The organism is Cupriavidus sp. a3 (assembly GCF_051015765.1).
Lineage (GTDB): Bacteria > Pseudomonadota > Gammaproteobacteria > Burkholderiales > Burkholderiaceae > Cupriavidus > Cupriavidus oxalaticus_A.
This window is the reverse complement of record NZ_CP170643.1, coordinates 3,588,307-3,609,712: the sequence shown is the minus strand read 5'-3', so window position 1 is coordinate 3,609,712 and position 21,406 is coordinate 3,588,307. Positions and strand designations below refer to the sequence as shown.

General features: G+C 66.6%; 18 protein-coding genes. 7 read left to right on the top strand and 11 right to left on the bottom strand.

Annotated features, from left to right (window positions below; translation table 11 throughout):
- Positions 1-172 precede the first annotated feature (172 nt).
- On the bottom strand, positions 173-1,609 hold the full coding sequence (locus ACAD63_RS17305) for a PLP-dependent aminotransferase family protein (protein WP_195428192.1): 1,437 nt from the start codon (positions 1,607-1,609) through the stop codon (positions 173-175).
- A gap of 175 nt (positions 1,610-1,784) precedes the next feature.
- On the opposite strand from ACAD63_RS17305, the gene ACAD63_RS17300 reads away from it, so the two are divergent.
- Positions 1,785-2,174 (top strand): hypothetical protein, encoded by a 390-nt coding sequence (locus ACAD63_RS17300; protein WP_240745934.1) that lies wholly within the window; start codon positions 1,785-1,787, stop codon positions 2,172-2,174.
- Positions 2,175-2,242: 68 nt separating this feature from the next.
- Positions 2,243-3,868 (top strand): NAD(P)/FAD-dependent oxidoreductase, encoded by a 1,626-nt coding sequence (locus ACAD63_RS17295; protein ID WP_434033042.1) that lies wholly within the window; start codon positions 2,243-2,245, stop codon positions 3,866-3,868.
- Here ACAD63_RS17295 and ACAD63_RS17290 read toward each other — a convergent pair.
- On the bottom strand, positions 3,865-5,139 hold the full coding sequence (locus ACAD63_RS17290; protein WP_135704828.1) for a TIGR03862 family flavoprotein: 1,275 nt from the start codon (positions 5,137-5,139) through the stop codon (positions 3,865-3,867). The two genes, ACAD63_RS17295 and ACAD63_RS17290, sit on opposite strands and share 4 nt — an antisense overlap.
- Before the next feature lie 89 nt (positions 5,140-5,228).
- Between ACAD63_RS17290 and ACAD63_RS17285 the strand changes: the two genes are divergently transcribed.
- Positions 5,229-5,846: a DUF1415 domain-containing protein gene (locus ACAD63_RS17285; protein ID WP_135704829.1), complete on the top strand. Its 618-nt coding sequence runs from the start codon at positions 5,229-5,231 to the stop codon at positions 5,844-5,846.
- 1 nt (position 5,847) lies between these two features.
- Here the strand turns inward: ACAD63_RS17285 and ACAD63_RS17280 are convergent, their stop codons facing one another.
- The gene (locus ACAD63_RS17280; protein WP_133094097.1) at positions 5,848-6,705 is read right to left on the bottom strand and encodes a class I SAM-dependent methyltransferase; all 858 of its coding nucleotides are present in this window, start codon (positions 6,703-6,705) and stop codon (positions 5,848-5,850) included.
- 264 nt (positions 6,706-6,969) lie between these two features.
- On the opposite strand from ACAD63_RS17280, the gene ACAD63_RS17275 reads away from it, so the two are divergent.
- On the top strand, positions 6,970-8,583 hold the full coding sequence (locus ACAD63_RS17275; RefSeq protein ID WP_434033041.1) for a DUF342 domain-containing protein: 1,614 nt from the start codon (positions 6,970-6,972) through the stop codon (positions 8,581-8,583).
- A gap of 300 nt (positions 8,584-8,883) precedes the next feature.
- Positions 8,884-9,039, top strand: coding sequence for a hypothetical protein (locus tag ACAD63_RS17270; protein WP_167884582.1), 156 nt, complete (start codon positions 8,884-8,886; stop codon positions 9,037-9,039).
- A gap of 85 nt (positions 9,040-9,124) precedes the next feature.
- Here ACAD63_RS17270 and ACAD63_RS17265 read toward each other — a convergent pair whose 3' ends face one another.
- Positions 9,125-10,237 (bottom strand): CapA family protein, encoded by a 1,113-nt coding sequence (locus ACAD63_RS17265; protein ID WP_434033040.1) that lies wholly within the window; start codon positions 10,235-10,237, stop codon positions 9,125-9,127.
- A 231-nt stretch (positions 10,238-10,468) separates the two neighbouring features.
- On the opposite strand from ACAD63_RS17265, the gene ACAD63_RS17260 reads away from it, so the two are divergent.
- Together ACAD63_RS17260 and ppk2 are read left to right on the top strand one after the other, a co-directional pair.
- Positions 10,469-11,857: an FAD-binding oxidoreductase gene (locus ACAD63_RS17260; RefSeq protein ID WP_434033039.1), complete on the top strand. Its 1,389-nt coding sequence runs from the start codon at positions 10,469-10,471 to the stop codon at positions 11,855-11,857.
- A gap of 79 nt (positions 11,858-11,936) precedes the next feature.
- Complete coding sequence (ppk2, locus tag ACAD63_RS17255; protein ID WP_434033038.1) at positions 11,937-12,854, top strand: polyphosphate kinase 2; 918 nt, start codon at positions 11,937-11,939, stop codon at positions 12,852-12,854.
- Between the two features lie 654 nt (positions 12,855-13,508).
- Here the strand turns inward: ppk2 and ACAD63_RS17250 are convergent.
- The 7 genes from ACAD63_RS17250 to ACAD63_RS17220 all read right to left on the bottom strand — a co-directional run bounded on the left by ACAD63_RS17250 (position 13,509) and on the right by ACAD63_RS17220 (position 21,287).
- A complete protein-coding gene (locus tag ACAD63_RS17250; RefSeq protein ID WP_135704833.1) occupies positions 13,509-14,501 on the bottom strand; it encodes a Bug family tripartite tricarboxylate transporter substrate binding protein in 993 nt (330 codons plus the stop codon).
- A 53-nt stretch (positions 14,502-14,554) separates the two neighbouring features.
- Positions 14,555-15,316, bottom strand: a complete 762-nt coding sequence (locus tag ACAD63_RS17245; protein WP_135704834.1) for a cupin domain-containing protein — start codon at positions 15,314-15,316, stop codon at positions 14,555-14,557.
- 38 nt (positions 15,317-15,354) lie between these two features.
- Positions 15,355-16,170: a GntR family transcriptional regulator gene (locus tag ACAD63_RS17240; protein ID WP_195428183.1), complete on the bottom strand. Its 816-nt coding sequence runs from the start codon at positions 16,168-16,170 to the stop codon at positions 15,355-15,357.
- Positions 16,167-17,957 (bottom strand): acyclic terpene utilization AtuA family protein, encoded by a 1,791-nt coding sequence (locus ACAD63_RS17235; protein WP_434033037.1) that lies wholly within the window; start codon positions 17,955-17,957, stop codon positions 16,167-16,169. The genes ACAD63_RS17240 and ACAD63_RS17235 overlap by 4 nt, the downstream gene beginning before the upstream one ends.
- A 10-nt stretch (positions 17,958-17,967) precedes the next feature.
- Positions 17,968-18,735: an enoyl-CoA hydratase/isomerase family protein gene (locus tag ACAD63_RS17230; RefSeq protein ID WP_434033036.1), complete on the bottom strand. Its 768-nt coding sequence runs from the start codon at positions 18,733-18,735 to the stop codon at positions 17,968-17,970.
- Positions 18,728-19,981, bottom strand: a complete 1,254-nt coding sequence (locus ACAD63_RS17225; RefSeq protein WP_434033035.1) for a CaiB/BaiF CoA transferase family protein — start codon at positions 19,979-19,981, stop codon at positions 18,728-18,730. Before ACAD63_RS17225 ends, ACAD63_RS17230 begins: the two co-directional genes overlap by 8 nt.
- A 202-nt stretch (positions 19,982-20,183) precedes the next feature.
- Complete coding sequence (locus ACAD63_RS17220) at positions 20,184-21,287, bottom strand: SMP-30/gluconolactonase/LRE family protein (protein ID WP_434033034.1); 1,104 nt, start codon at positions 21,285-21,287, stop codon at positions 20,184-20,186.
- Positions 21,288-21,406 lie beyond the last annotated feature (119 nt).

Here is a 21,406-nt window from a genome sequence, read left to right as displayed (position 1 = left end):
CTGGCGGCGGAGCTCGCAAGTTACCGGGGACCAGCCGGGCCATGGCCGCCGCGCCAGCGCACTAGGATAGGCGAGGCGGCGGCAAATGGGGACAAACCGGCGCAAAAAAGCCGGTCGATCGGGAAGGGCGGATCGGGCCGGTGCTGCAAAAATGCGTAGCGGCAGCGGATGCTCAGCCCGCCAGCTTCTGGACCACGCCGGCGAGTGTGGCCAGCGCGCGCTCGATCTGCGCCGAGCGCGGCGTGCCGCAGTTGATGCGCAGGCAATGGTCGAAGCGCCCGGCGTTGGAGAACATCACCCCGGGCATGACGCGGATGCCGGCCTGCAGCGCCTGGTCGAAAACTGCCTCGGACGAGACCTGCGCGGGCATCTCCACCCACAGGTGCATGCCGCCGCGCGGCGAGCCCAGCCGCGTGCCGGCCGGGAAGCTGGCCGCCACCGCCTGGGCGAACCATTCGCGCTGCAGCTGCAGCCGCGTGCGCAGGCGGCGCAGGTGCCGTTCATGCGCGCCGCTGGCGAGGAAGTCCGCCGCCGCCATCTGCGACAGCATCTCGTTGGGCCGCGACAGCCCGAACTTGAGCATTTCCACGCGCGGCTGCCATTTGCCGGCGGCGATCCAGCCGAGCCGCATGCCCGGCGCCAGCACCTTGTGCAGCGAAGCGCAGTGGATCACGTTGCCGCTGCTATCCCAGGCCTTGGCCGCCGCCGGCTGCGTATCGCCGTCGGCGGTGGCGGAGAAGCAGTCGTCCTCGATCAGCGCGATGCCGCGCGCCTCGCACCACTGCACCAGCCGCGCCTTGTGCGCGTCGGGCATGATGCAGCCGAGCGGGTTCTGCAGGTTGGGCACCACCGCCACCGCGCGGATATTGTCGTAGTGCTGTGCCGCCAGTTCGAGCGCTTCGAGCGACATCCCGGTCTGCGGGCTGCACGGGATTTCCAGCGCGCGCATGCCGAGGCTTTCGAGGATCTGCAGCAGCCCGTAGTAGGTGGGCGATTCCACCGCGATCACGTCGCCCGGGCCGGCCACCGCGCGCAGCGCCAGGTTGAGCGCCTCGGTACAGCCGTGCGTGATGACGATCTCCTCCGGCGCCAGCTGCATCCGCGCGTGCAGCGCCTGGCGCGCGATGGCGCCGCGCAGCGGCGCATGGCCCTCCGGCTCGACCGCCTCGGCGAACAGCATCGGATGCCGGCGCAGGGCGCGCGCTGCGGCGCTGCGCAGCGCATCGGCGGGATACAGCGAGGGCGCGCAGTAGGCGCCGCCCAGGTTGGTATGGACATGCTGGTGCTGGCTGCGCGCCAGCAGCCCCGAAATGCGCTGGTGGATGCCGACGTACTGCGCGGGATCGGGCAGCGCTGCGTCGGGCTCGGTCAGCGGCGCGAGCGGCGCGCGCTGGGGCGCCGAAACAAAATAGCCGGCGCGCGGTCGGGCTTCGAGCAGGCCGTCGCTCTCCAGCTGGCGGCAGGCCTGCAGCGCCGTGGACAGGCTGACGCCGTGCAGTCCCATCAGCGCGCGCACGGAGGGCATGCGGTCGCCGGCGGTCAGGGTGCCGGCTTCGATGGCGCGGCGGTAGTGGCCGGCAACCTGGCGGTAGAGCGGGGTGGATTCCATGGCGGCATGGTGGCGCGGAAGGCCATCGGGTTACAGATACAGATGCGGGGCCTCTGTATCGTAACAGCCCCGGTTTTGCCTTGCTGTTACGGTCGAGGTCGCACGGGGGTGTGCCTGCCGCGCGCGAGAGGCGGTCGATAGGCTGGAGTCCTGTGCCTGTTACCGGAGCCAAGCCATGCCAAGCGTATCGATCGACACTTCAGCAGCCGTCCCGCAGGTGTCAGCCACGCGCCTGTCCGCCGGGCAATGCCTGCATCTGCATGTGCCCGCGGGTACGGTGCTGCATGCCGGCGCAGGGCAGGTCGAGATCAGCGGGCCGCCGCAATGGCTGGCCGAAACCTGCCACATTCCGCGCCGGCGCCTGCGTGCGGGCGAGTCCCTGACCATGCCGGCGCGAGGCTGGGTGCAGGTGGCGGCGGGCTGCGACGCCGTCTTTACCATCGCGGTGCCGCCTGGCCTGTTCTCCCGCCTGGCGGCGCTGCTGGAGTGGCGCAAGCGCCGCGTGCCGTGGCTATCGCGGCACCAGCCGCAATCGATTGCCGACCCGGCGCCCGAAAAACTATAAAATTGCGCTCCGGCCGGACCTGGCACATTGGTGTGCCCAACCCCCCGGCCGCAGTTCCCGGGTTCCCCATGCTACGTCTAAGTGAAGTCAAACTCCCGCTCGACCATGCCGAAGCCGACCTGGACGCCGCCGTGCGTACCAGCGCCGCGCAGATCGGTGTCAAGGGAGACGGCCTGATCGGCTATACCGTATTCCGCCGCGCCCACGATGCGCGCAAGCGCTCCGACATCAAGCTGACCTACATCATCGATCTCGAAGTCAGCGACGAAGCCGAGGCGCGCAAGCGCATGGCCGGCAAGCCCAACTGGAGCGTGACGCCCGATATGGAGTACCACTTCGTCGCGCGCGCCCCGCAGGGCGGGCCCGCGCTGCGGCCGGTGGTGATCGGCATGGGCCCGTGCGGGCTGCTCGCCGGCCTGATCCTGGCGCAATCCGGCTTCCGCCCGATCGTGCTGGAGCGCGGCAAGGAAGTGCGCGAGCGCACCAAGGACACGTTCGGCCTGTGGCGCAAGAGCGTGCTCAACCCGGAGTCGAACGTGCAGTTCGGCGAAGGCGGCGCGGGCACGTTCTCGGACGGCAAGCTGTACAGCCAGATCAAGGACCCGAAGCACTACGGGCGCAAGGTGCTGAACGAGTTCGTGCGCGCCGGCGCGCCGGAAGACATCCTGTACAAGGCGCGCCCGCATATCGGCACTTTCCGCCTGGTCAGCATGGTCGAGAAGATGCGCGCCGAGATCATCGAGCTGGGCGGCGAGATCCGCTTCGAAACGCGCGTCGACGATATCGACATCGACGGCGGCAAGGTGCGCGGCCTGAAGCTGTCGAATGGCGAGTACCTGGAAGCCGACCACGTCATCATGGCGGTCGGCCACAGCGCGCGCGATACCTTCCAGATGCTGCACGACCGCGGCGTGTTCATGGAGGCCAAGCCGTTCTCGCTGGGCTTCCGCATCGAGCATCCGCAGGGCCTGATCAACCGCAGCCGCTTCGGCAAGTTCGCCGGCAACAAGCTGCTGGGCGCGGCCGACTACAAGGTGGTGCACCACTGCAGCAACGGGCGTTCGGTGTACAGCTTCTGCATGTGCCCGGGCGGCACGGTGGTGGCGGCGGCGTCGGAGCCGGGGCGCGTGGTGACCAACGGCATGAGCCAGTACAAGCGCGCCGAGCGCAATGCCAACGCCGGCATCGTGGTCGGCATCACGCCGGAAGACTATCCGGGCGGCCCGCTGGCCGGCATCGAGTTCCAGCGCAAGTGGGAAGAGCGCGCGTTCGAGCTTGGCGGCAGCAACTACAACGCGCCGGGACAGCTGGTGGGCGACTTTATCGCCGGCCGTGCGTCGACGTCGCTGGGCTCGGTCGAGCCTTCGTACAAGCCGGGCGTGACGCCGACCGACCTGAGCACGTCATTGCCCGACTACGTGATCGAGGCGATCCGCGAAGGCATTCCGGAGATCGACAAGAAGCTGCCCGGCTTCGCGCTGCATGACGCGGTGCTGACCGGCGTGGAGACGCGCACCTCGTCGCCGCTGCGCATCCGCCGTAACAACGACGACTACCAGAGCATCAACGTCAGGGGCCTGTACCCGGCGGGCGAGGGCGCTGGCTATGCCGGCGGCATCTACTCGGCCGCGATCGATGGCATCGAGGTGGCCGAGGCGGTGGCGCTCAGCATCGTCGGCGGCAAGCAGGCTTAGGTTTGCCTCAGATACGCCGCGGCGCCCAGCGCCGCGGTGCGTCCGCTGGCGAAGCATGCCGTCAGCAGGTAGCCGCCGGTGGGCGCTTCCCAGTCCAGCATTTCGCCCGCGCAGAAGACGCCCGGCAGGGCGCGCAGCATCAGCCGTTCATCCATCGCTTCGAAACGCACGCCGCCGGCGCTGCTGATGACCTCGTCAATCGGACGCGGGCGCAGCAGGCGCAACGGCAGCGCCTTGAGCGATACGGCCAGCGTGCCGGGATCCTGCATCGCATCTTTCGTCAGGCATTCGCGCAGCAGCCCGGCCTTGACGCCGGTGATGCCGAGCCGGCTCTGCAGGTGGCTCGACAGCGAACGCGAGCCGCGCGGATGGTTCACTTCGTTGCCGACCTGTTCCGCGGTGTGCGAGGGCAGCAGGTCGAGGTGTATCACCGCGCTGCCATCGGCTTCGAGCCGGTCGCGCATCGGCGCCGATAACGCATAGACCAGGCTGCCTTCGATGCCCGTAGCGCTGATGACGAACTCGCCCTGGCGATAGTGCGCGTTGCCATCGCGATCGGTCAGTGCGATCGCCACCGGCTTGACCGGCGTGCCGGCGAAACGGTCGGCAAACGATTCGCTCCATGCCACATCGAAACCGCAGTTAGCCGGCCGCAGCGGCGCGATATCGACGCCACGGTCAGCCAGCCGCGGCACCCACGCACCATCCGATCCCAGCCGCGCCCAGCTTGCGCCGCCGAGCGCCAGCACCACGGCACGCGCGGGCACCGGCACTTCGCCATGCGGCGTGGCGAAGCGCAGCACGTGCAGCGCTCCCTGATCCCGGTCCTCCCAACCCAGCCAGCGATGCCGCATATGGAACTGCACGCCGGCCTCGCGCAACCGGTGCAGCCATGCGCGCAGCATCGGCGCGGCCTTCATGTCGGTCGGGAAAACGCGGCCCGAGCTGCCGACGAAGGTGTCGATGCCAAGCCCGTGCACCCACTCGCGCAGCGCCTGCGGGCCGAAGTCCGCAAGCATCGGCGCGATCTGCGCGGCACGGGCGCCATAGCGGCCGAGGAAGGCCGGTTCCGGCTCGGCATGCGTGAGGTTCATGCCGCCCTTGCCGGCCATCAGGAACTTGCGCCCGACCGACGGCATCGCGTCATAGACCGCCACGCTGGCGCCTTGCGCCACCAGCACTTCGGCAGCCATCAGCCCGGCCGGTCCTCCGCCGATGATGGCGACATCTGGTGGGTTGGCGGTGGCAGCGGGAGGCGTGGCAGGGGACATGGGGCGCTCGGCAAGGACAGCAGTGTTTCCGCCGCGGATTATAGAGCCTGCGGCAGCGCTAGAATGACGGTTTGCCCGGTATCCCCATCATGCCCTCCGCCGCCACTTCCGCAGACGCTGTCATCGCCGCCACCCGCCACTGGCTTGAGCGCGCGGTGATCGGGCTCAACCTGTGCCCATTTGCCAAGAGTGTTTATGTGAAGGAGCAGGTGCGCTACGTGGTCAGCACCGCCACCGAAGCGCCGGATGTGCTGGGTGAACTCGAGCGCGAGTTGCGCCTGCTCGATGAGACGGATCCGGCGGAGATCGACACCACGCTGCTGATCCTGCCCCACGCGGTGGCCGATTTCCTCGACTACAACGACCTGCTGTACTTCGCCGACCGCCTGCTCGGCAGCCTGGGCCTGGAAGGCACGCTGCAGATCGCCAGCTTCCATCCGCAGTACCAGTTCGCCGATAGCGAGCCTGACGACATCGAGAACTACACCAACCGCGCACCGTATCCGATCCTGCACTTGCTGCGCGAGGACAGCATCGCGCGCGCGGCGGCGGCCTTCCCGGATGCGGCGGATATCTACGAGCGCAACCAGGCAACCATGCGCCGCCTGGGGCATGCGGGCTGGCGCCGCGTGATGGCGGGCGAGGACGAAGCCGAAGACAAAGCCGAAGACAAAGCCACCGGCAAGAACCCGCCCCCGAAAGACTGACTTACGCTGGCTCGGCCGGCTTGTCCGAAACCGGGGCGGTGAAGAAGCGCTCGTTCATCTCTTCCAGTCCCAGCGTTTCCAGCACGTTCTGCAGCCGCTCCGCCGGGCGCCGGCGCGGCAGGTCCTTGTACTGGGCGATGATCAGCTCGTTCTTCATCGAGTGTTCCCAGCCCACCAGCTCGGTCACGCTGACCTGGTAGCCATGCGCCTCCAGCTGCAGGCAGCGCAGCACATTGGTCACCTGGCTGCCGAATTCGCGCGTATGCAGCGGGTGGCGCCAGATCTCGGTCAGCGGATTGCCCGCCAGCAGCTTGCCCTTGTGCTTGCGCAGCACGCTGGCCACTTCGGCCTGGCAACAGGGCACCAGCACGATGTGCTGCGCGCGCTTGGCCAGCGCGAAGCGGATGGCGTCGTCGGTGGCGGTATTGCACGCATGCAGCGCGGTGACCACGTCGACGGTCGGCGGCAACTGTGGCGAGGTGATCGAGTCCGCCACCGACAGGTTCAGGAACGACATCCCGGGAAAGCCCAGCCGCGCTGCCAGCGCCTGCGAGGTCTTCACCAGTTCCTCGCGCGTCTCGATGCCGTAGATATGGGAATCGTCCTTCAAGGCCTTGAAGAACAGGTCGTACAGGATGAAGCCGAGGTACGACTTGCCGGCGCCATGGTCGACCAGCGTGACACGGCCGCGCTCATCCTTGACCTGCTGCAGCAGCGGCTCGATGAACTGGAACAGGTGGTAGACCTGCTTTAGCTTGCGCCGGCTGTCCTGGTTCATCTTGCCGTCGCGCGTCAGGATATGGAGTTCCTTGAGCAGCTCGAGGGACTGGCCGGGGCGGATTTCGTGGGTATTTGACATGGGGACTGCACAGGCTGCGGGACGCGGCGCGTCCCGGAAATGCCGACAGTTTACCGAAAAGTCCGGCGATGCCATCCGCTGATGGCCTGGCCCACCCCTCCTCGGCGGGGGCCGTTGCCCGCTCAAGTTTCGTACTCCCGCTGCCGATGGTCTTGGATCGATAACAAGTGGAGCGCCAGCCGTCCGGGCACGCGCTGTCCGCCAGCGCGGGCAGGCCGCCGTGGCCGAGCGCCATGCAGCTCCGCAACCAACGTCAGGGGACTCATGATGCACGAGTCGGGATTGCGCCTGGAGCTGACCGAGCCAGGTGAGCAGGTGCATGCACGCTACACACCGGAGCCAGGCAGGCTGGCTCCGGATCACGCCAGCCTGAGGCAGTGCCTGGACAGCCACGGCTGGGCCGGCGCGAGGCTGGATGCACGCGCGGTCGCGCAGTTCCTGCAGCAGTGCCAGCGCGCCGAGCATGAGATCGACGCCGCCATCGGTGTGCTGGTCGATGGCGCGTTCGAGCTCGATATCACGGACGACGGCCTGGCCGCGCGGCTCACGCTGATGCCCGCCGAAGGCGGCCGCCCGGTCACGGAGGACGAGATCCGCCGCGCCGTCGCCGAGCGCGGCGTGGTGGCGCCGATCCAGGCGCTGGCGCTCGACGCCGCGCTGGCCGAAGGCCGCAGCGAGCTGCGCACCATCGCCGCCGGCGTGGCGCCGCGCCAGGGCGAGCCGGCACGCTTCGTCAACCTGCTGCAGCCGCGCAAGCCAGTGCAGGCCGATGAGGAAGATTCGCGCGTCGACCTGCGCGACCTCGGCAACCTGCTGCTGGTCAGTCCCGGCATGCCGCTGATGCGCCGCATCCCGGCGGTGCCCGGACATGATGGCGTCGACGTGTTCGGCAAGCCCATTGCCGCCGATCCGATGGACGATCCGCCCTTTGCCGAGGGCCTGACCGGCGCCGCCGCCGATCCCGACGACCCCGACCTGCTGGTTGCCGTGATCGCCGGCGCCCCAGTAGCCGGCGTGCATGGCATCGCCGTCAGCCCGGTGGTGCAGGTGGAGGCGGTCGACCTGCATTCGGGCAACGTCGCATTTGACGGCACGCTGCGGGTGGCGGGCGATATCCGTACCGGCATGTCGGTGCGCGTCAGCGGCGACGTGCTGGTCGAAGGCACCATCGAAGCCGCCGACATCGACGCCGGCGGCAATGTCGTGGTCAAGGGCGGCATCATCGGCAAGTCCGAGACCGGCCATGCCGACGGCGGCATCAGCCGCGCCAGCGTGCGCTGCAAGGGCGCGGTCAAGGCCCGCTTCATCGAGAACGCCGTGGTCGAGGCCGGCACCGAGGTGAACGTCGACAGCGGCATCCGCCAGAGCGATGTTGCCGCGGGCGCGCGCATCGTGGTCGGAGGCCCCGGCGTGCAGGGCAGCATCAGCGGCGGGCGCACGCGCGCCATGCTGGCGGTGCACGCCGCGGTGCTCGGCAGTCCTGCCGGCAGCGCCACCAGCGTGCAGGTGGGACTGAATCCCTATGCCGACGCGCAACGCGCCGCGCTCGAGGCAGACCGCCGGCGGCTGCTGGACGAGCAGAACAAGGTCAGGCAGCTGGTGGCGTTCTTTGCCAGGCATCCGGAGAAGGCCGTCGGCGACCTGCGCGAGAAGGCGCGTGCCACGCTGTTCAAGCTCTCGCGTGACCTGTTCGAGCTGGAAGGCCGCCTGGCCGAACTGGGCCAGCAGATGCAGCCCGCAGCCGGTGCCGTCATCGACGCGGCACGGCGCATCCATGGCGGCGTCACGCTGCAGGTGGGCAGCCGCGTGCTCAAGGTGGTGGAAGACAAGCCCGGTGGCCAGATCTGCCTCGTCGACGACCGTATTGAGGTGACGTGAGCGTGACCTGTGCGTGACCTGTGCCCGCATCAGCGCGCGCGCTTCCCCGCGCCCGAATTTGTACTATCCTGCAGGTATGTCCTGGGGTGCCGCAGGATGGGCGAGAGAGCTAGTCTCGGGCAGTGAATGCAGAAGCGGACCAGCAAACTGTGGAAGCGTTACACGGAACCGACTCACGTGGCACTTGAGATACCGGAAGGCCAGCCAATGCGGCTGGCCTTCCTGCTTTTGCACGTCCCCTGCATCGCGCGCGATCCGACCTACACTGAAGGTGCAACCAGTCTTCTACAGGAGGTTGCTATGACTGCCGCACTGATCACGGCACTGGCGCTGATCGCCCTGGTGGCCTGTGCCGCCTTTGCCATCTGGATCATGCGCGAGAAGAATCCGACGCTGCTGCAGCAGCAGGAGCAGTCGGTACGCACATGGTTCGACCATATGATTCACCGCCACTAGCGCCGCACCGCAGCCTGGCGGTACGTGCCGCAAGAGCCCGCCGTGCCGGCGGGCTTTTTCATGGCGCCGGCCTCATGGTGCGATCTCATGCCGCCGACAGGCGCAGTTCGTGCAGCCCGCTGCGCTCGACCCGCGTGCCGAGCGTGCGTCCTTCATAGGCGAACATCGCCAGCAGCCAGGCGATGTCGACTTCGCCCGCATATTCGAGCCGGAAATGGCTGCGCCGCAGCGGCACCAGCCGCAGGTCTGCGTTGCCTGCCGCATCGAAGCGGACGAATACCATCAGCGCCAGGTCCGGCCGGTAGTCGTCGTAGCCGCCAATGCCCTCGTAGTCGTTGATGAAGTCGCCGCAGCCATAAAGGATGGGCTTGCCCGCATGCAGCTCGATGCCGAGCGGATGGTGCGAGGAATGCCCATGCACGATATCCACGCCGGCCCGCTCCACCAACCCGTGCGCGAAGGCGCGTTGCGCCGGGGCGATGTCGTAGCCCCAGTTGCCACCCCAGTGGATCGATGCCACCACGAGGTCGCCGGCACGCTTGTCCCTGCCAATCCACGCGGCAATGCGGTCGCACGAGGCGGCGGACCAGTCATCCAGCAGGTTCACGCCGGAGTGGCCGGCGGTGGCGCGCCATGCAGCGGGCGTGCCGCAGTTATGCATGGCGAAGGCAAATACCGCGACGCGCCCGCCGCCCGGCCGCGGCAGCCACGCCGGCCGCATCGCGCTGTCCTCATCGGGGCCGGCACCGGCATGCGCGATACGCGCGGCATCGAGCGCCGCCAGCGTATCGGCCAGGCCAGCGCGTCCCCAGTCGAGCACATGGTTGTTGGCCAGTGACACGCAGTCGATGCCTGCCGCCTGCAGGCAATCGACATTGTCCGGATGCATGCGGTAATGCACGGCCTTGCCGGGCCATGCGTCGTCGCTGGTGGTGATCGCCGTCTCCAGGTTGGCAATGCGCGGCCATGCGCCGCGACTGTCGAGTTCGGCAAGCGCATCGCCCCACGGATACGCGGGCGCCACCGGATGAGCGATCGGGCCCGCCTTGCGCTCGGCCAGGCGCACATAGTCGAGCGCCGAATGCACATACGACTCGTGGAGCAGCGGCTGGCTGGGATGCGCCATGATCTGGTCGATGCCGCGCCCGGTCATCACATCGCCGCACAGGAACAGGGGAGGGTGGCTGGTTGTGTCCATTTGCGCAGCCGGCCGGCGCCCGTTTGCACCGTGCCGGCGTTGCTTCCATGATAGGCGGGCACGGCGCCATGATCGCGTTGCGGCACTTGAGCGGGGCGCGCTGCACGCCGCGTTTACATTCGCCGGGGGCCTGCCTTAAATGGTGAAGTCATCGGTCCTCGTGGCCATCTTCCTGCACCCCGGCAGCCGCGCGTCGTCCGATGTTTCCAAACCCGCATCGGGAGGCTGATCATGGGCCAGTTATCGCAAGAACATATCGAATCACTAAAGGCGCAAATGCGCGGACGGCTGCTGCAGCCCGCCGACGCCGCCTACGATGATGCCCGCCGCATCTGGAACGCAATGATCGACCGCCGGCCGCAACTGATCGTGCAGGCCGCCGGCGTCGCCGACGTGATCGCCACGGTCAACTTTGCGCGCGAGCACGGTGTGCTGCTGGCAATACGCGGCGGCGGCCACAATATCGGCGGGCTGGCGATCTGCGACGGCGGCATGGTGCTCGACCTGACGGCGATGCGCTCGGTGCGCATTGACCCGCGGGCACAGCGTGCCTGGGTAGAGCCCGGCGCCACGCTGCGCGACTTCGACCATGAGGCGCAGGCCTTCGGGCTGGCCACGCCGCTGGGCATCAACTCGACCACCGGCGTCGCGGGTCTGACCCTTGGCGGCGGCTTCGGCTGGCTCAGCCGCAAGTTCGGCACCACCGTCGACAACCTGGTCTCGGCGCAGGTGGTCACTGCCGACGGCAAGCTGCTGCGCGCCAGCGCCGACGAGCACCCCGACCTGTTCTGGGCACTGCGCGGCGGCGGCGGCAATTTCGGCGTGGTCACAATGTTCGAGTTCCGGCTGCACCCCGTCGGCCCCGAGGTCTATGGCGGCCTGATCATCTACCCCCTCGAGCAGGGTCCCACCGTGCTGCCGGCCTTTCGCGAGCAGTTCAAGTCGATGCCGGATGAATTGACGGTATGGGCGGTGTTGCGCCAGGCCCCACCGCTGCCGTTCCTGCCACCGGAGGCGCATGGCAAGCCGATCGTGGCGCTGGCGATCTGCTATATCGGCCCGCCGGAGCATGGCGCCGCGCTGGTCGAGCCGCTGCGCAAACTGGGCACGCCTTATGGCGAGCATATCGGACCGATGCCGTTCACGGCATGGCAGCAGGCCTTCGATCCCTTGCTGACGCCGGGAGCGCGCAACTACTGGAAATCGCACAACTTCGCCGGGCTCGACGACGGCCTGATCGCGATGCTGGTCGAGCAGATCGGCAAGCTGCCGTCGCCGCAATGCGAGGTGTTCGTCGGCGCGATGGGCGGCCAGACCAACCGCGTGGCGCCGGACGCCACCGCCTATGCCAACCGCGACGCGCAGTTCATCATGAACCTGCACGGGCGCTGGGACACGCCGGCCGAGGACGACGCGTGCATCGGCTGGGCCCGCGAAGTATTCCGCGCCGCGGCGCCGTTCGCGCTGGGCAGCGTCTACGTCAATTTCCTGACGCAGGAAGAAACCGACCGCATCGGCGCCGCCTACGGTCCCAACTTCGCACGGCTGGTCGAGGTCAAGCGCCGCTACGACCCGGGCAACCTGTTCCGCCACAACCACAACATCAACCCGGCGGCATAGCGCGCGCAGGCGTTCACGCGGCTGCAACACTGGCGTGCCAGCATCGGCGCGACCGCGATGTATCCGACAGGAGGAGCAGATGAGACCGGGCGAGGCAGAGCTGGTACGGCGCATCCACAATGAAGTGGCCGACTACTACGACGAAGAGATCGAACTGGAGCTGGACGACCGCGAAGCCCGCGAAGCCTTCGGCGACCCGGTACATCTGCCCGAAGGGGCCGAGCAGGACAGCCGCCGCCACTATTTCCGCGAGCTGTTCCGCCTGCAGGGCGAGCTGGTCAGGCTGCAGAGCTGGGTCGCGGCCACCGGCCACAAGCTGGTGATCCTGTTCGAAGGGCGTGACGCCGCCGGCAAGGGCGGCGTGATCAAGCGCATCACGCAGCGGCTGAACCCGCGCGTATGCCGCGTGGCCGCGCTGCCCGCGCCCAACGACCGCGAACGCACCCAGTGGTACTTCCAGCGCTATGCGGCGCACCTGCCCGCGGCAGGCGAGATCGTGCTGTTCGACCGCAGCTGGTACAACCGCGCCGGCGTCGAGCGCGTGATGGGGTTCTGCAACGACGAGCAGTACGAAGAATTCTTCCGCTCGGTGCCAGAGTTCGAGAAGATGCTGGCGCGCTCTGGCATCCAGGTCGTCAAGTACTGGTTCTCGATCACGCACGACGAACAGCGCCTGCGCTTCCTCAGCCGTATCCACGATCCGCTCAAGCAATGGAAGCTCAGCCCGATGGACCTGGAATCGCAGCGGCGCTGGGAGGACTACACCAAGGCCAAGGAGATCATGCTCGAGCGCACCCACATCCCCGAGGCGCCGTGGTGGGTGGTGCAGGCCGACGACAAGAAGCGCGCACGGCTGAACTGCATCCACCACCTGCTCAGCCTGGTGCCTTACCAGGACGTGGACGCACCCACGATCGTGCTGCCGGCGCGCGAGCGGCATGAGGACTATGTGCGGCATCCGGTGCCGCAACAGATGTTCGTGCCGGAAGTGTACTGACGCACCTGGCGTTAGGGTAAGTGCGGAGTGCGGTATCGGCCCCGCAGCGGCAGCGCTCCCTATAATGAAAACGGCCACCTGGCAAACAAGGGTGGCCGTGCATCGTGGACCTGTTTGCTTTTTGGGCGACCATGCTTGTCGCCTACCTCCTGATGAAGCACGCTGGCTGCTTCAGCCAGCCGGTGCTCTATCCCGACTTCGACCATCCGTTCCGGTATTGGTGGGCGCGGCGGTTGGGGCGGTAGCCTGCCTCTCCCCGTTTGCCGGAACGCCATGGCCGACGCGTCTGCGGTGGCATCATGCGCGCCGTGGGCAGACGCCATGCGCTAGATGCCGCGAGGATGGGAGCTTATCGAGACGGAAGAAGATCCGCTTGCGCTGGCCTGGGCCGCGCTTCGGAGATCAGGCAACAAAAAACCCGGAGAGCGTGAGGGCTGTCCGGGTTTGCGTGGGCGATGCCCTGAATTCTTTTTGGTGCCGAAGAGAGGCGATTTCCGTTGTCATACTCCTTAAAAATCAACGAGTTAAATCCTCTTCGTGGCGCCGTCGCGCAATGCCAAGCACGGAAAGTTCACCCGGATCCGACTGATCCGGATGTTCTGACTACCGCCAGGGGGCCGGCCGAGTATTCCCGGCCTCCGACGGCGGCGCAGGTCATTCCGGCTGAATGCCGGCGGCTTTGATTGCCTCAGACCATTTGACGGTCTCGCTGCGCACGAACGCTGCCAGTTCTTCTGGCGTCGATGGGAAGGGTTGGCCTCCTGTCCGGCTGAAGTGTTCGGTAGCCGCCGGGCTCGTCAGCCCATGCCGAATCAGCTGGCTCATGCGCGCGACGACGGGTTTCGGCGTGGTGGCAGGAAAGAAGGCAGCAACCCAGGCCGTCATCTCATACCCTGCCAGGCCGCTTTCCGCCATGGTCGGAACATTGGCGAGCAGGGGATGGCGCCTGGACGTGGTCACGGCGACTGCGCGCAGCTTGCCGTTCTGGATCAGGGGCAGGGCCGGATTGATGTCGGAAATCATAAAGTCGACCTGGTGGCCCATCAAGTCGGTCAGGCCCTGCGGCACGCCCTTGTAGGGCACATGCAGTGCCGGTGCGCCGCTCATCATCTTGTAGAGCTCACTGGCGACCCGGGTGGAGGAACTGCCGCTGGCGAAGGTCAACTTGCCTTGCCGGCTTTTCGCCAGCGTGGTCAGTTCTGAGACCTTCTGCACCGGGCTGTCGGATGGCACCACCAGGACCAATCCGCTTCTTGCGATCAACGACACCGGCGCGTAGTCCTTGATGGGATCATAGGGCAGCTTTTTGAACAGGGACGCATTGGCCGCGTGGGTGGTATTTGTCGTGATGAGCATCGTGTAGCCATCGCCGGGCGCAGTCGCGACCGCCGTTGCCGCGATGAAGCCGTTGGCACCGGGGCGGTTTTCCACGACGACGGACTGTCCGGTCTGGTCAGTGATAATCCGCGCGATGTAGCGCGCGATGTTGTCCGTGCCACTGCCTGCAGGGAACGGCACCACGACACGGATCGGCTTGTCCGGATACTCGTTGAGGCCCGCTGCCCACACCCATTGCGGGGCCGCGGAAGCAGCGGCCAGTCCGGACAGCAGGGCGAGCATGCGCCGCCGGGGAAATCGCTGGATCATCTTGTCTCCTCCCGCATCTCGGGATCTGATGGATTGACTTGGCCGAGCTTGCGTCAAGACAGCGGATCGTGTGCGCGAATGACAATCAGCTCACACGTCCCGTCCGCCGATTCGAGGCTGAGTTCCGCACCGTCGGGAACGTAGACCCACTCCCCGGTCCCGGCTGCGAAGCGCTCCTCTTCAATGTGCCCGTGGAGCGTGCCGCCACGCACGAAGAGCACCTGCTCGGTCTCGCCAAGCCTGTGCGGCTCGGCGCCGCCATCGGGATCAAGTTCGACCATATAGATGTCGAGAAAGCGGGAATTGACGGTCTCGCGTGTGATGACCGGCCTGACGAGCGCGCCACGGTAGTGCGGCAGCGCGATCGGTTCGGTGCTGGCAGGAACGTCGCGGACATCGGCAGCACCGGTCTGAAGGCGTGGGTCGTCCGGGCCGGCCGCGGTCACTGCAGCGTTCGGGTTTTCGCTGTACGGCGGCGCGTAGACCACCATCACCTGTACCGGTTCGTCGCTGATGACCTCGAAGCGATGGAAGACGCCGGCGGCGTTGAAGCTCCAGTCACCCGCGCGCAAGATGCGCTGCTTTCCCGGTAGTTCGCCAAGACCCTCGCCGGCGAGCAGGAACGACGCCTGCTCAAGATTCGGGTGTGCATGCGGCAACGCGCCGTGGCCCCGCGAAATCGTGCCCAGCAGGACCTCGAGCCGGCGCGCGCCGACAGTCTCCTTGCCGATGATGCGCTGGTTCGCCGTTCCCGTATGGTTGGCCGGTGCGTACGCGGGCACGTCAGCGGCCCGCCGTACATAGGATGATGTCATTCGGATGTCTCCTCGCTTGAAGGTGAAATCTGTCGCGCTCAGCGACGGCTGTCGGGGATGGCGAGCGCGGGGTAGTGCTCGGTCAGCTTGGCGGGCATTTCCACGTCCAGGATGAACCGGTCGCCGCGATACCAGAACTCCCCTGCCAGCAGTACATTGCCGTCGACGTCCAGCGTCGACCGGACGATCCTGGCAATAGGCGCCCCGAAGCCATAGGCGAGGTCGCGCGCCAGGATGTAGTCGGCCGGCTCCACTGTCATGGTCTGCTGCATCATGCCAAGGCGGTCACCTTCGACCTGGCGCAGCAGGTGACCGAGCTTGTGGTGTCTTTCGCCACCGCGGGGAAAGCGGGCAAAGACTGACGAGGCCACATACACCTCGATCAGGCAGAATGGCGTGCCGCCATGCAAATGCAGTTTGCGGACCATGACATAACTGTCCAGCGGCGTGCCGCGGCGGGCCAGCCCCGGCCGCAGCGCCACGCCCTCGCGCAGTTCGAGGATGCGGATTTCCAGTTCGCTGCCATGGGCCGATTCGTCATTGATGGCGGAGCGCAGGCCTTCTCCGGGTGCTGGCGGCTGCTTCATGACGTGGGTGCCACGACCGCGCTGGCTGCTGATTAGCCCCTCTTCCGTCAGCGCGGCAAAGGCCTGGCGCACGGTGACCTTGGCGATCCCGTAGCTTTGGGCGAGGCTGTCCACGGTTGGTAGCTGCATGCCCACCGGGTACTCGCCTGACACGATCTTGTGCCGGATGACGCTGGCGAGTTGTCGATATCGCGTCACGCCGCCGGTGCCGTCGTCGGCGAGGATGACGCTCTCGTTGGCCGCAGCGCTGGTCGCATTACTGGTCATGACAACAACTCCCGCGGCACGCGCACGGGCATGGTAAGCAGAATCTGCGCCATTCCCTTGCCGAGCGGATCATTGCGCAGCGACGCCATGCCACCGCCATCCAGTGCCGACTCGCAGACAAAGTTCATGGCGTCGAAGCCAGGCAGGTCGTAGCAGGTCACCGGCCCTTTCACAAGGTACCCAAGCCACTCCGCCACGCGCGCCACCGTCACTTCCGCCCGCAGCACGGGCAGGTACGCCGGCCGGCGGGCGATCAGTCCGATGTTCGAGGTATCCCCCTTGTCGCCGCTACGGCCATAGGCAAGCCGGATCAGCGGAACTTCGACGGTGTCGCTTTCTGCCGGGCCCGTGGCCGGCGCTTCCGCGAGTGAAGACGCCACCGGGGCGACGGGTACCGCCTGACCGCCCGAAGGAACAGTGACGCCGCTGCGTACGCCGTCTATCACCACCGCCGGGATCAAGGTGCCCTTGTCGAGCAGGAATGCATACTGGCGGATCGATGGCGAGGGACTGGAACGCCCGCCAGCCGAGCCCGTCGTGCCCGGCGCCCAACTGGTCCCCGCCGCGGCAATTTCCCGCGCGAACAATTCCAGCGCCGCCTTCTCGGGATGCATAACCGCCAGCCGCATCACCGCCTCGCGGGTGTGACGGACGGCAGCATGTGGCCCAAAGCAGGACTCCGCTCCCAGCACCTCAACGTGGGTGCGGCTGTAGTCTCCCCACCCGTTCTCCCCGAACAGCTTGCGCGTGCGGGCAAGGATCGCCTGCGCCGTGCGTTCCGCCTTGGCCACCGCGTCGATGCCGACGATGGAAAGCTGCGCATTGCAGCGAAAGCCGTCGATATAGGTGGCACAGACCTTGTAGGCATTGCCTGGGGCCCGCCCGCGCGCGCCGCTGACTTCCACCAGGTCGGCTGCGGCCTGCCGAAGGGTTACCTGCGTGAAATCGCAGGTGACGTCTGGCAGCAGATAGGTGGCCGGGTCGCCGATCTCGTACAACACCTGCTCGCCGACCGTGGCGGTATTGACCAGTCCCCCCGTGGCGGGGGGCTTGCCGACCAGGAAGGTGCCGTCGGCACGGCACTCGACCACCGGATAGCCGATGTCGTGCCAGTCCGGGACGCTTTCCCAGTCGGTATGCAAGCCGCCCGTGGCCTGGCACCCGCACTCGATGATGTGGCCGGCCAGGCTGCCTTGCGCCAGGCGGTCATAGTCGTCGGCTTGCCAACCGAACTCGTGCATCAGCACGCCGAGCGTCACGGCACTGTCCACGCAGCGCCCGGTGATGACGATCTGGGCGCCCTGGTCCAGCGCCTGTTTGATCGGCAAGGCCCCCAGGTACGCGTTGGCGCTGACCACCTTCTCCGGCAGGGGTCGGCCTTTCTGCATGTCCTGCACACCGGCTTCGCGCAGCTGTGGAAGCAGGGGCATCACGTCATCGCCTTCCACCACGGCGATGCGCAGCGTCAGGCCCTGTTCCGCGGCCAGCGCGGCAATGGCCTGCGCACACCCGTGCGGGTTCATGCCACCGGCATTGCTGACCACGCGGATCCCGCGCTCGGCAATCTCTCCGAGCAGGTGCTTCATTGTCACCGTCACGAAATCGGTGGCGTAACCCAGTTCCGGCTTGCGCAATCGGGCGGCGGCGAGAATCGACATGGTCAGTTCGGCCAGGTAGTCGAACACCAGGTAATCGATATCGCCGTGGCGCACAAGCTGTGGCGCGCCAACGCTGCTGTCGCCCCAGAACCCGGAAGCCCCGCCAATGCGTACCGTTTTCACGTCCATTCCCATCTCCCTATCTGCCAGTCCACAAGGGCTCGCGCTTCTCGCGGAATGCCAGCTGGCCTTCGCGCGCGTCCTCAGTCAGTGCAAAGAGCCCGATCTGGCTTTCCGTGAACGCCATGGACTGCTCGAACGACATGTTTTCCATATGCTTGAGCGTGTACAGCCCCCGACGAATGGCGGCGGGCGAATTGTTCAGCAGGCGGGCCAGCAGCAAGTCCAGCCTGGCGTCGAGAGCGTCGCTGACATCGTTGACGAGTCCTGCGGCCAGCGCTTCCCTCGCGGACAGCGGCTCGCCGCACAGGCATAATTCGGTGAGCGTGCGGCGTGGCACCAGGTGCTGCAGCACGCTCAGGACCTGTGCCGGGAACAAGCCCAGCTTGACCTCCGGCAGGCCGAAGCGGGCGCCTTCGCTGGCGATCGCCAGATCGCACATCGCCATCAGCCCCATGCCGCCCGCCATGCAGGCGCCGTTGACACGGGCGATCAGCGGTACCGTCGACTGTCTGGCGCAGCGGAAAAGGTCCGCCATCCCCAGGTAGGGCTCGGCGTAATCGAAGGCAAAGGATCTGCCGGTCTGCAGATCGGCGCCGGCGCAGAACGCCTGCTCGCCCGTTCCGGTAATGACCACAGCGCGGATGTCGGCATCACGATCGGCGCGCAGGATGCCGTCGCGAAGTCCCTGCACTACGCCCGGCGTGATGGCATTGCGGCGCCCCGGGCGGTTGATGGTCAGGTAGAGCACTGCGCCCCGGACCTCGCTCAGCAATTCTTCACTCATGGCTGGTTTCTCCTTTGGCGTGGAGCGCTTTCGGCCAGTCCCCCAAGATGCCGGACGCGTGCAGCGCATCGATGGCGGCGTCGTCGTAGCCGGCCTCACGCAGTACCTCGCGGCTGTGCTCACCCAGGCCGGGTGCATGGCGGCGGCTGGTCGGTGGGGTGCCATGCCATTCGCTGGGCACCGCCATCTCCCGGATACGCCCGACGGCCGGGTGGTCCGATTCGCTGAAGAAGCTGATGTCCTGCAAATGCGGATCGTCCAGCAGCGACTCGAACGTGTGCATCGGAAAGACCGGAACATCGGCCTCCTTGAGCAGGGTGCGCCATTCCTCGGTGCTGCGCCTGGCCATTTCGTTGCTGACCATGGCATACAGGTCGGTGATGTGGGCGGTGCGGGTGTTGATGTTGGCGAAGCGCGGATCGGTGTCATACAACTCAGGCTTGCCAATGACCCGGAGGAAGGCCCGCCAATGGTGATCGTGATAGATCAGGCAGCAGACATGTCCGTCCTTCGTCTTATACGGGCGCCGCTCGGGCGAGAGCAGTCGCGGATAGCCGAAGCCGCCCTTCGGCGGGACGAAGGTCTCGCCATACAGGTGGTCTCCCATCACATAGGGAACCATCGTCTCGAACATGGGCACATCAACGCGCTGGCCCTTGCCAGTGCTCATGCGCGAATACAGGGCGGCGCAGATCACACCGAAAGCATAGAGCCCCACCGAGCGATCCGCGATGGTGATGGGCAGATACCGGGGACTGTCGCCGCTGCCCAGCGAAACGGCCAGCGGCAGGCCGGTTGCGGCCTGGATCAGGTCATCGAAGGCAGCCTGGGGCGCGTAGCGTCCCCGCTGCGAAAAGCCGAACATGCCGACATAGACCAGGCGCGGATTGATGGCCGACAGCGTTTCATAGTCCAGCCCCAGCCGCTGCATCGCCTGCGGGCGCACGTTGTAGGCCAGCACGTCGGCATCCCGTACCAGGCAAAGCAGGGCCTCACGCCCCGCGGGCGCTTTCAGGTCAAGCACGATGCTGCGCTTGTTGCGGTTCAGGCCCAGGAATAGCGGGCCCATCTTCTCATCGCCGCAGGGACCGATGCCGCGCGTACTGTCTCCGCCCGGAGGCTCGACCTTGATCACGTCGGCGCCCAGGTCAGCCAGCATCTGGGTGGCAGAAGGCCCCATGAATACTGACGTGATGTCGACGACTTTTACGCCGGCCAGCGGCCCCGTTGTCTCCTCTTTCTTCATATCCTTTTCATCCCGTTGGGGCAATGTATGACGGCTGGCCGGAAGGCCGCCGTTCCGTGCCGATCGGCCGCGACCTCGGGCTTGCAACAACGCATCGTTCATCGGTCGGGCTCCGGCTGGATTAACTCAGTTGAATTCGTCCACCATCATCGGCTGCAAGCTTTCATCGACCGGTGTCGTGCGGTCAGCGACCAGGATCTGGTTAGCGTGGACCGCGGTCGAGCGCAAGACGTTCCGGTATCGGCTTCTTGATTCTCGAGATGGTGTGGGTCTTCACCTGGCGCGCCCACGGCCCATCGATGGTGCGCAGATTCTTGCCCACAAGATGCGCCAGGCCAAGCTCGTCACTGAGCTGCGAAATGGCCGTCTCGACATCGAGTGAGAGGTTGGTGACCAGAATGTCGTCGCCATGGAAGACGAGGCTGTTCGACCAGAGGAAGCCGATCGGCGCCCCGTTGCGATCGATGCCGCCGAAATCGCCGAGCTTGGCAATGACCCGGCCTTGCGTCGGCTCGAGCACGAGAATCTCGTTGGACTGGTTGCACGCGATCCAGAGGTTGTCGTGCTCGTCGATGATCAGGCCGTCGGGTCCGCCGCCGATCCGGTTGACGAAGACTTCAGGGGTGCCGGGCTCGAGCGTCGGGCCGCTCACCGGTATCCTGACAACGATGTCGTTCGCCGTATTGGCAACGAACAATGCCGTCTTCTTGTTGTTGAACGCCAGGCCATTGGCGCCGATGGTCGGTGGTATCCGCGTGGGCTTCAGCAGCGCGCTGGTGACCCAGGCCGTCCCTTCGCCGCCATCGGGTCCGACCTTCCAGATGATGCCCTGGTGGGCGTCGGTCACGTAGACGTTTCCGGCGGGGTCGAACGTCAACCCGTCGAGGCCGGGGTTCTTGCCGGTGACCGTCATGAACACGGACGAGGCACCCGTCCTGGGGTCGACGCTCAGGACCTTCGCGCCCTTGTAGTCGACGACGAGCAACTGGCCCGTCCGGGGATGGAAGCCGAGGTCAAGTAACAATCTGCTCGAGCCCTTGATGGTGACAGTGCGCAGGTGCTTGCCCCGCGGATCGAACACAAGTAGCGTGCCCTCGCTCGTCCTGGGCTTGTTCGCCGCCACCGTGACGACGTAGACATTGCCCTCGCGGTCCACGGTGATCCCCTCGGGATGCGCCTCACCAGCGGGCAACTTGGCGAAGGTTTCGACCTTGCCGCGTTCCCACGCTCTTGTGGCTTGCGGCGTCGCCAGCAAAACGAGCAACAACAGCATCGGCAGTATCGACATCCTCTCGGCTTTGATCATTCGCATCTTGCACTCTCTCAATCTCGCGGATTGATGGATCGTCACTGATTGATCTGATCGGTGTCGTACACGCTGGCCTGTAAGGAGCAGAGGAACGGCACCGCGCAGGCCGGCGAGCA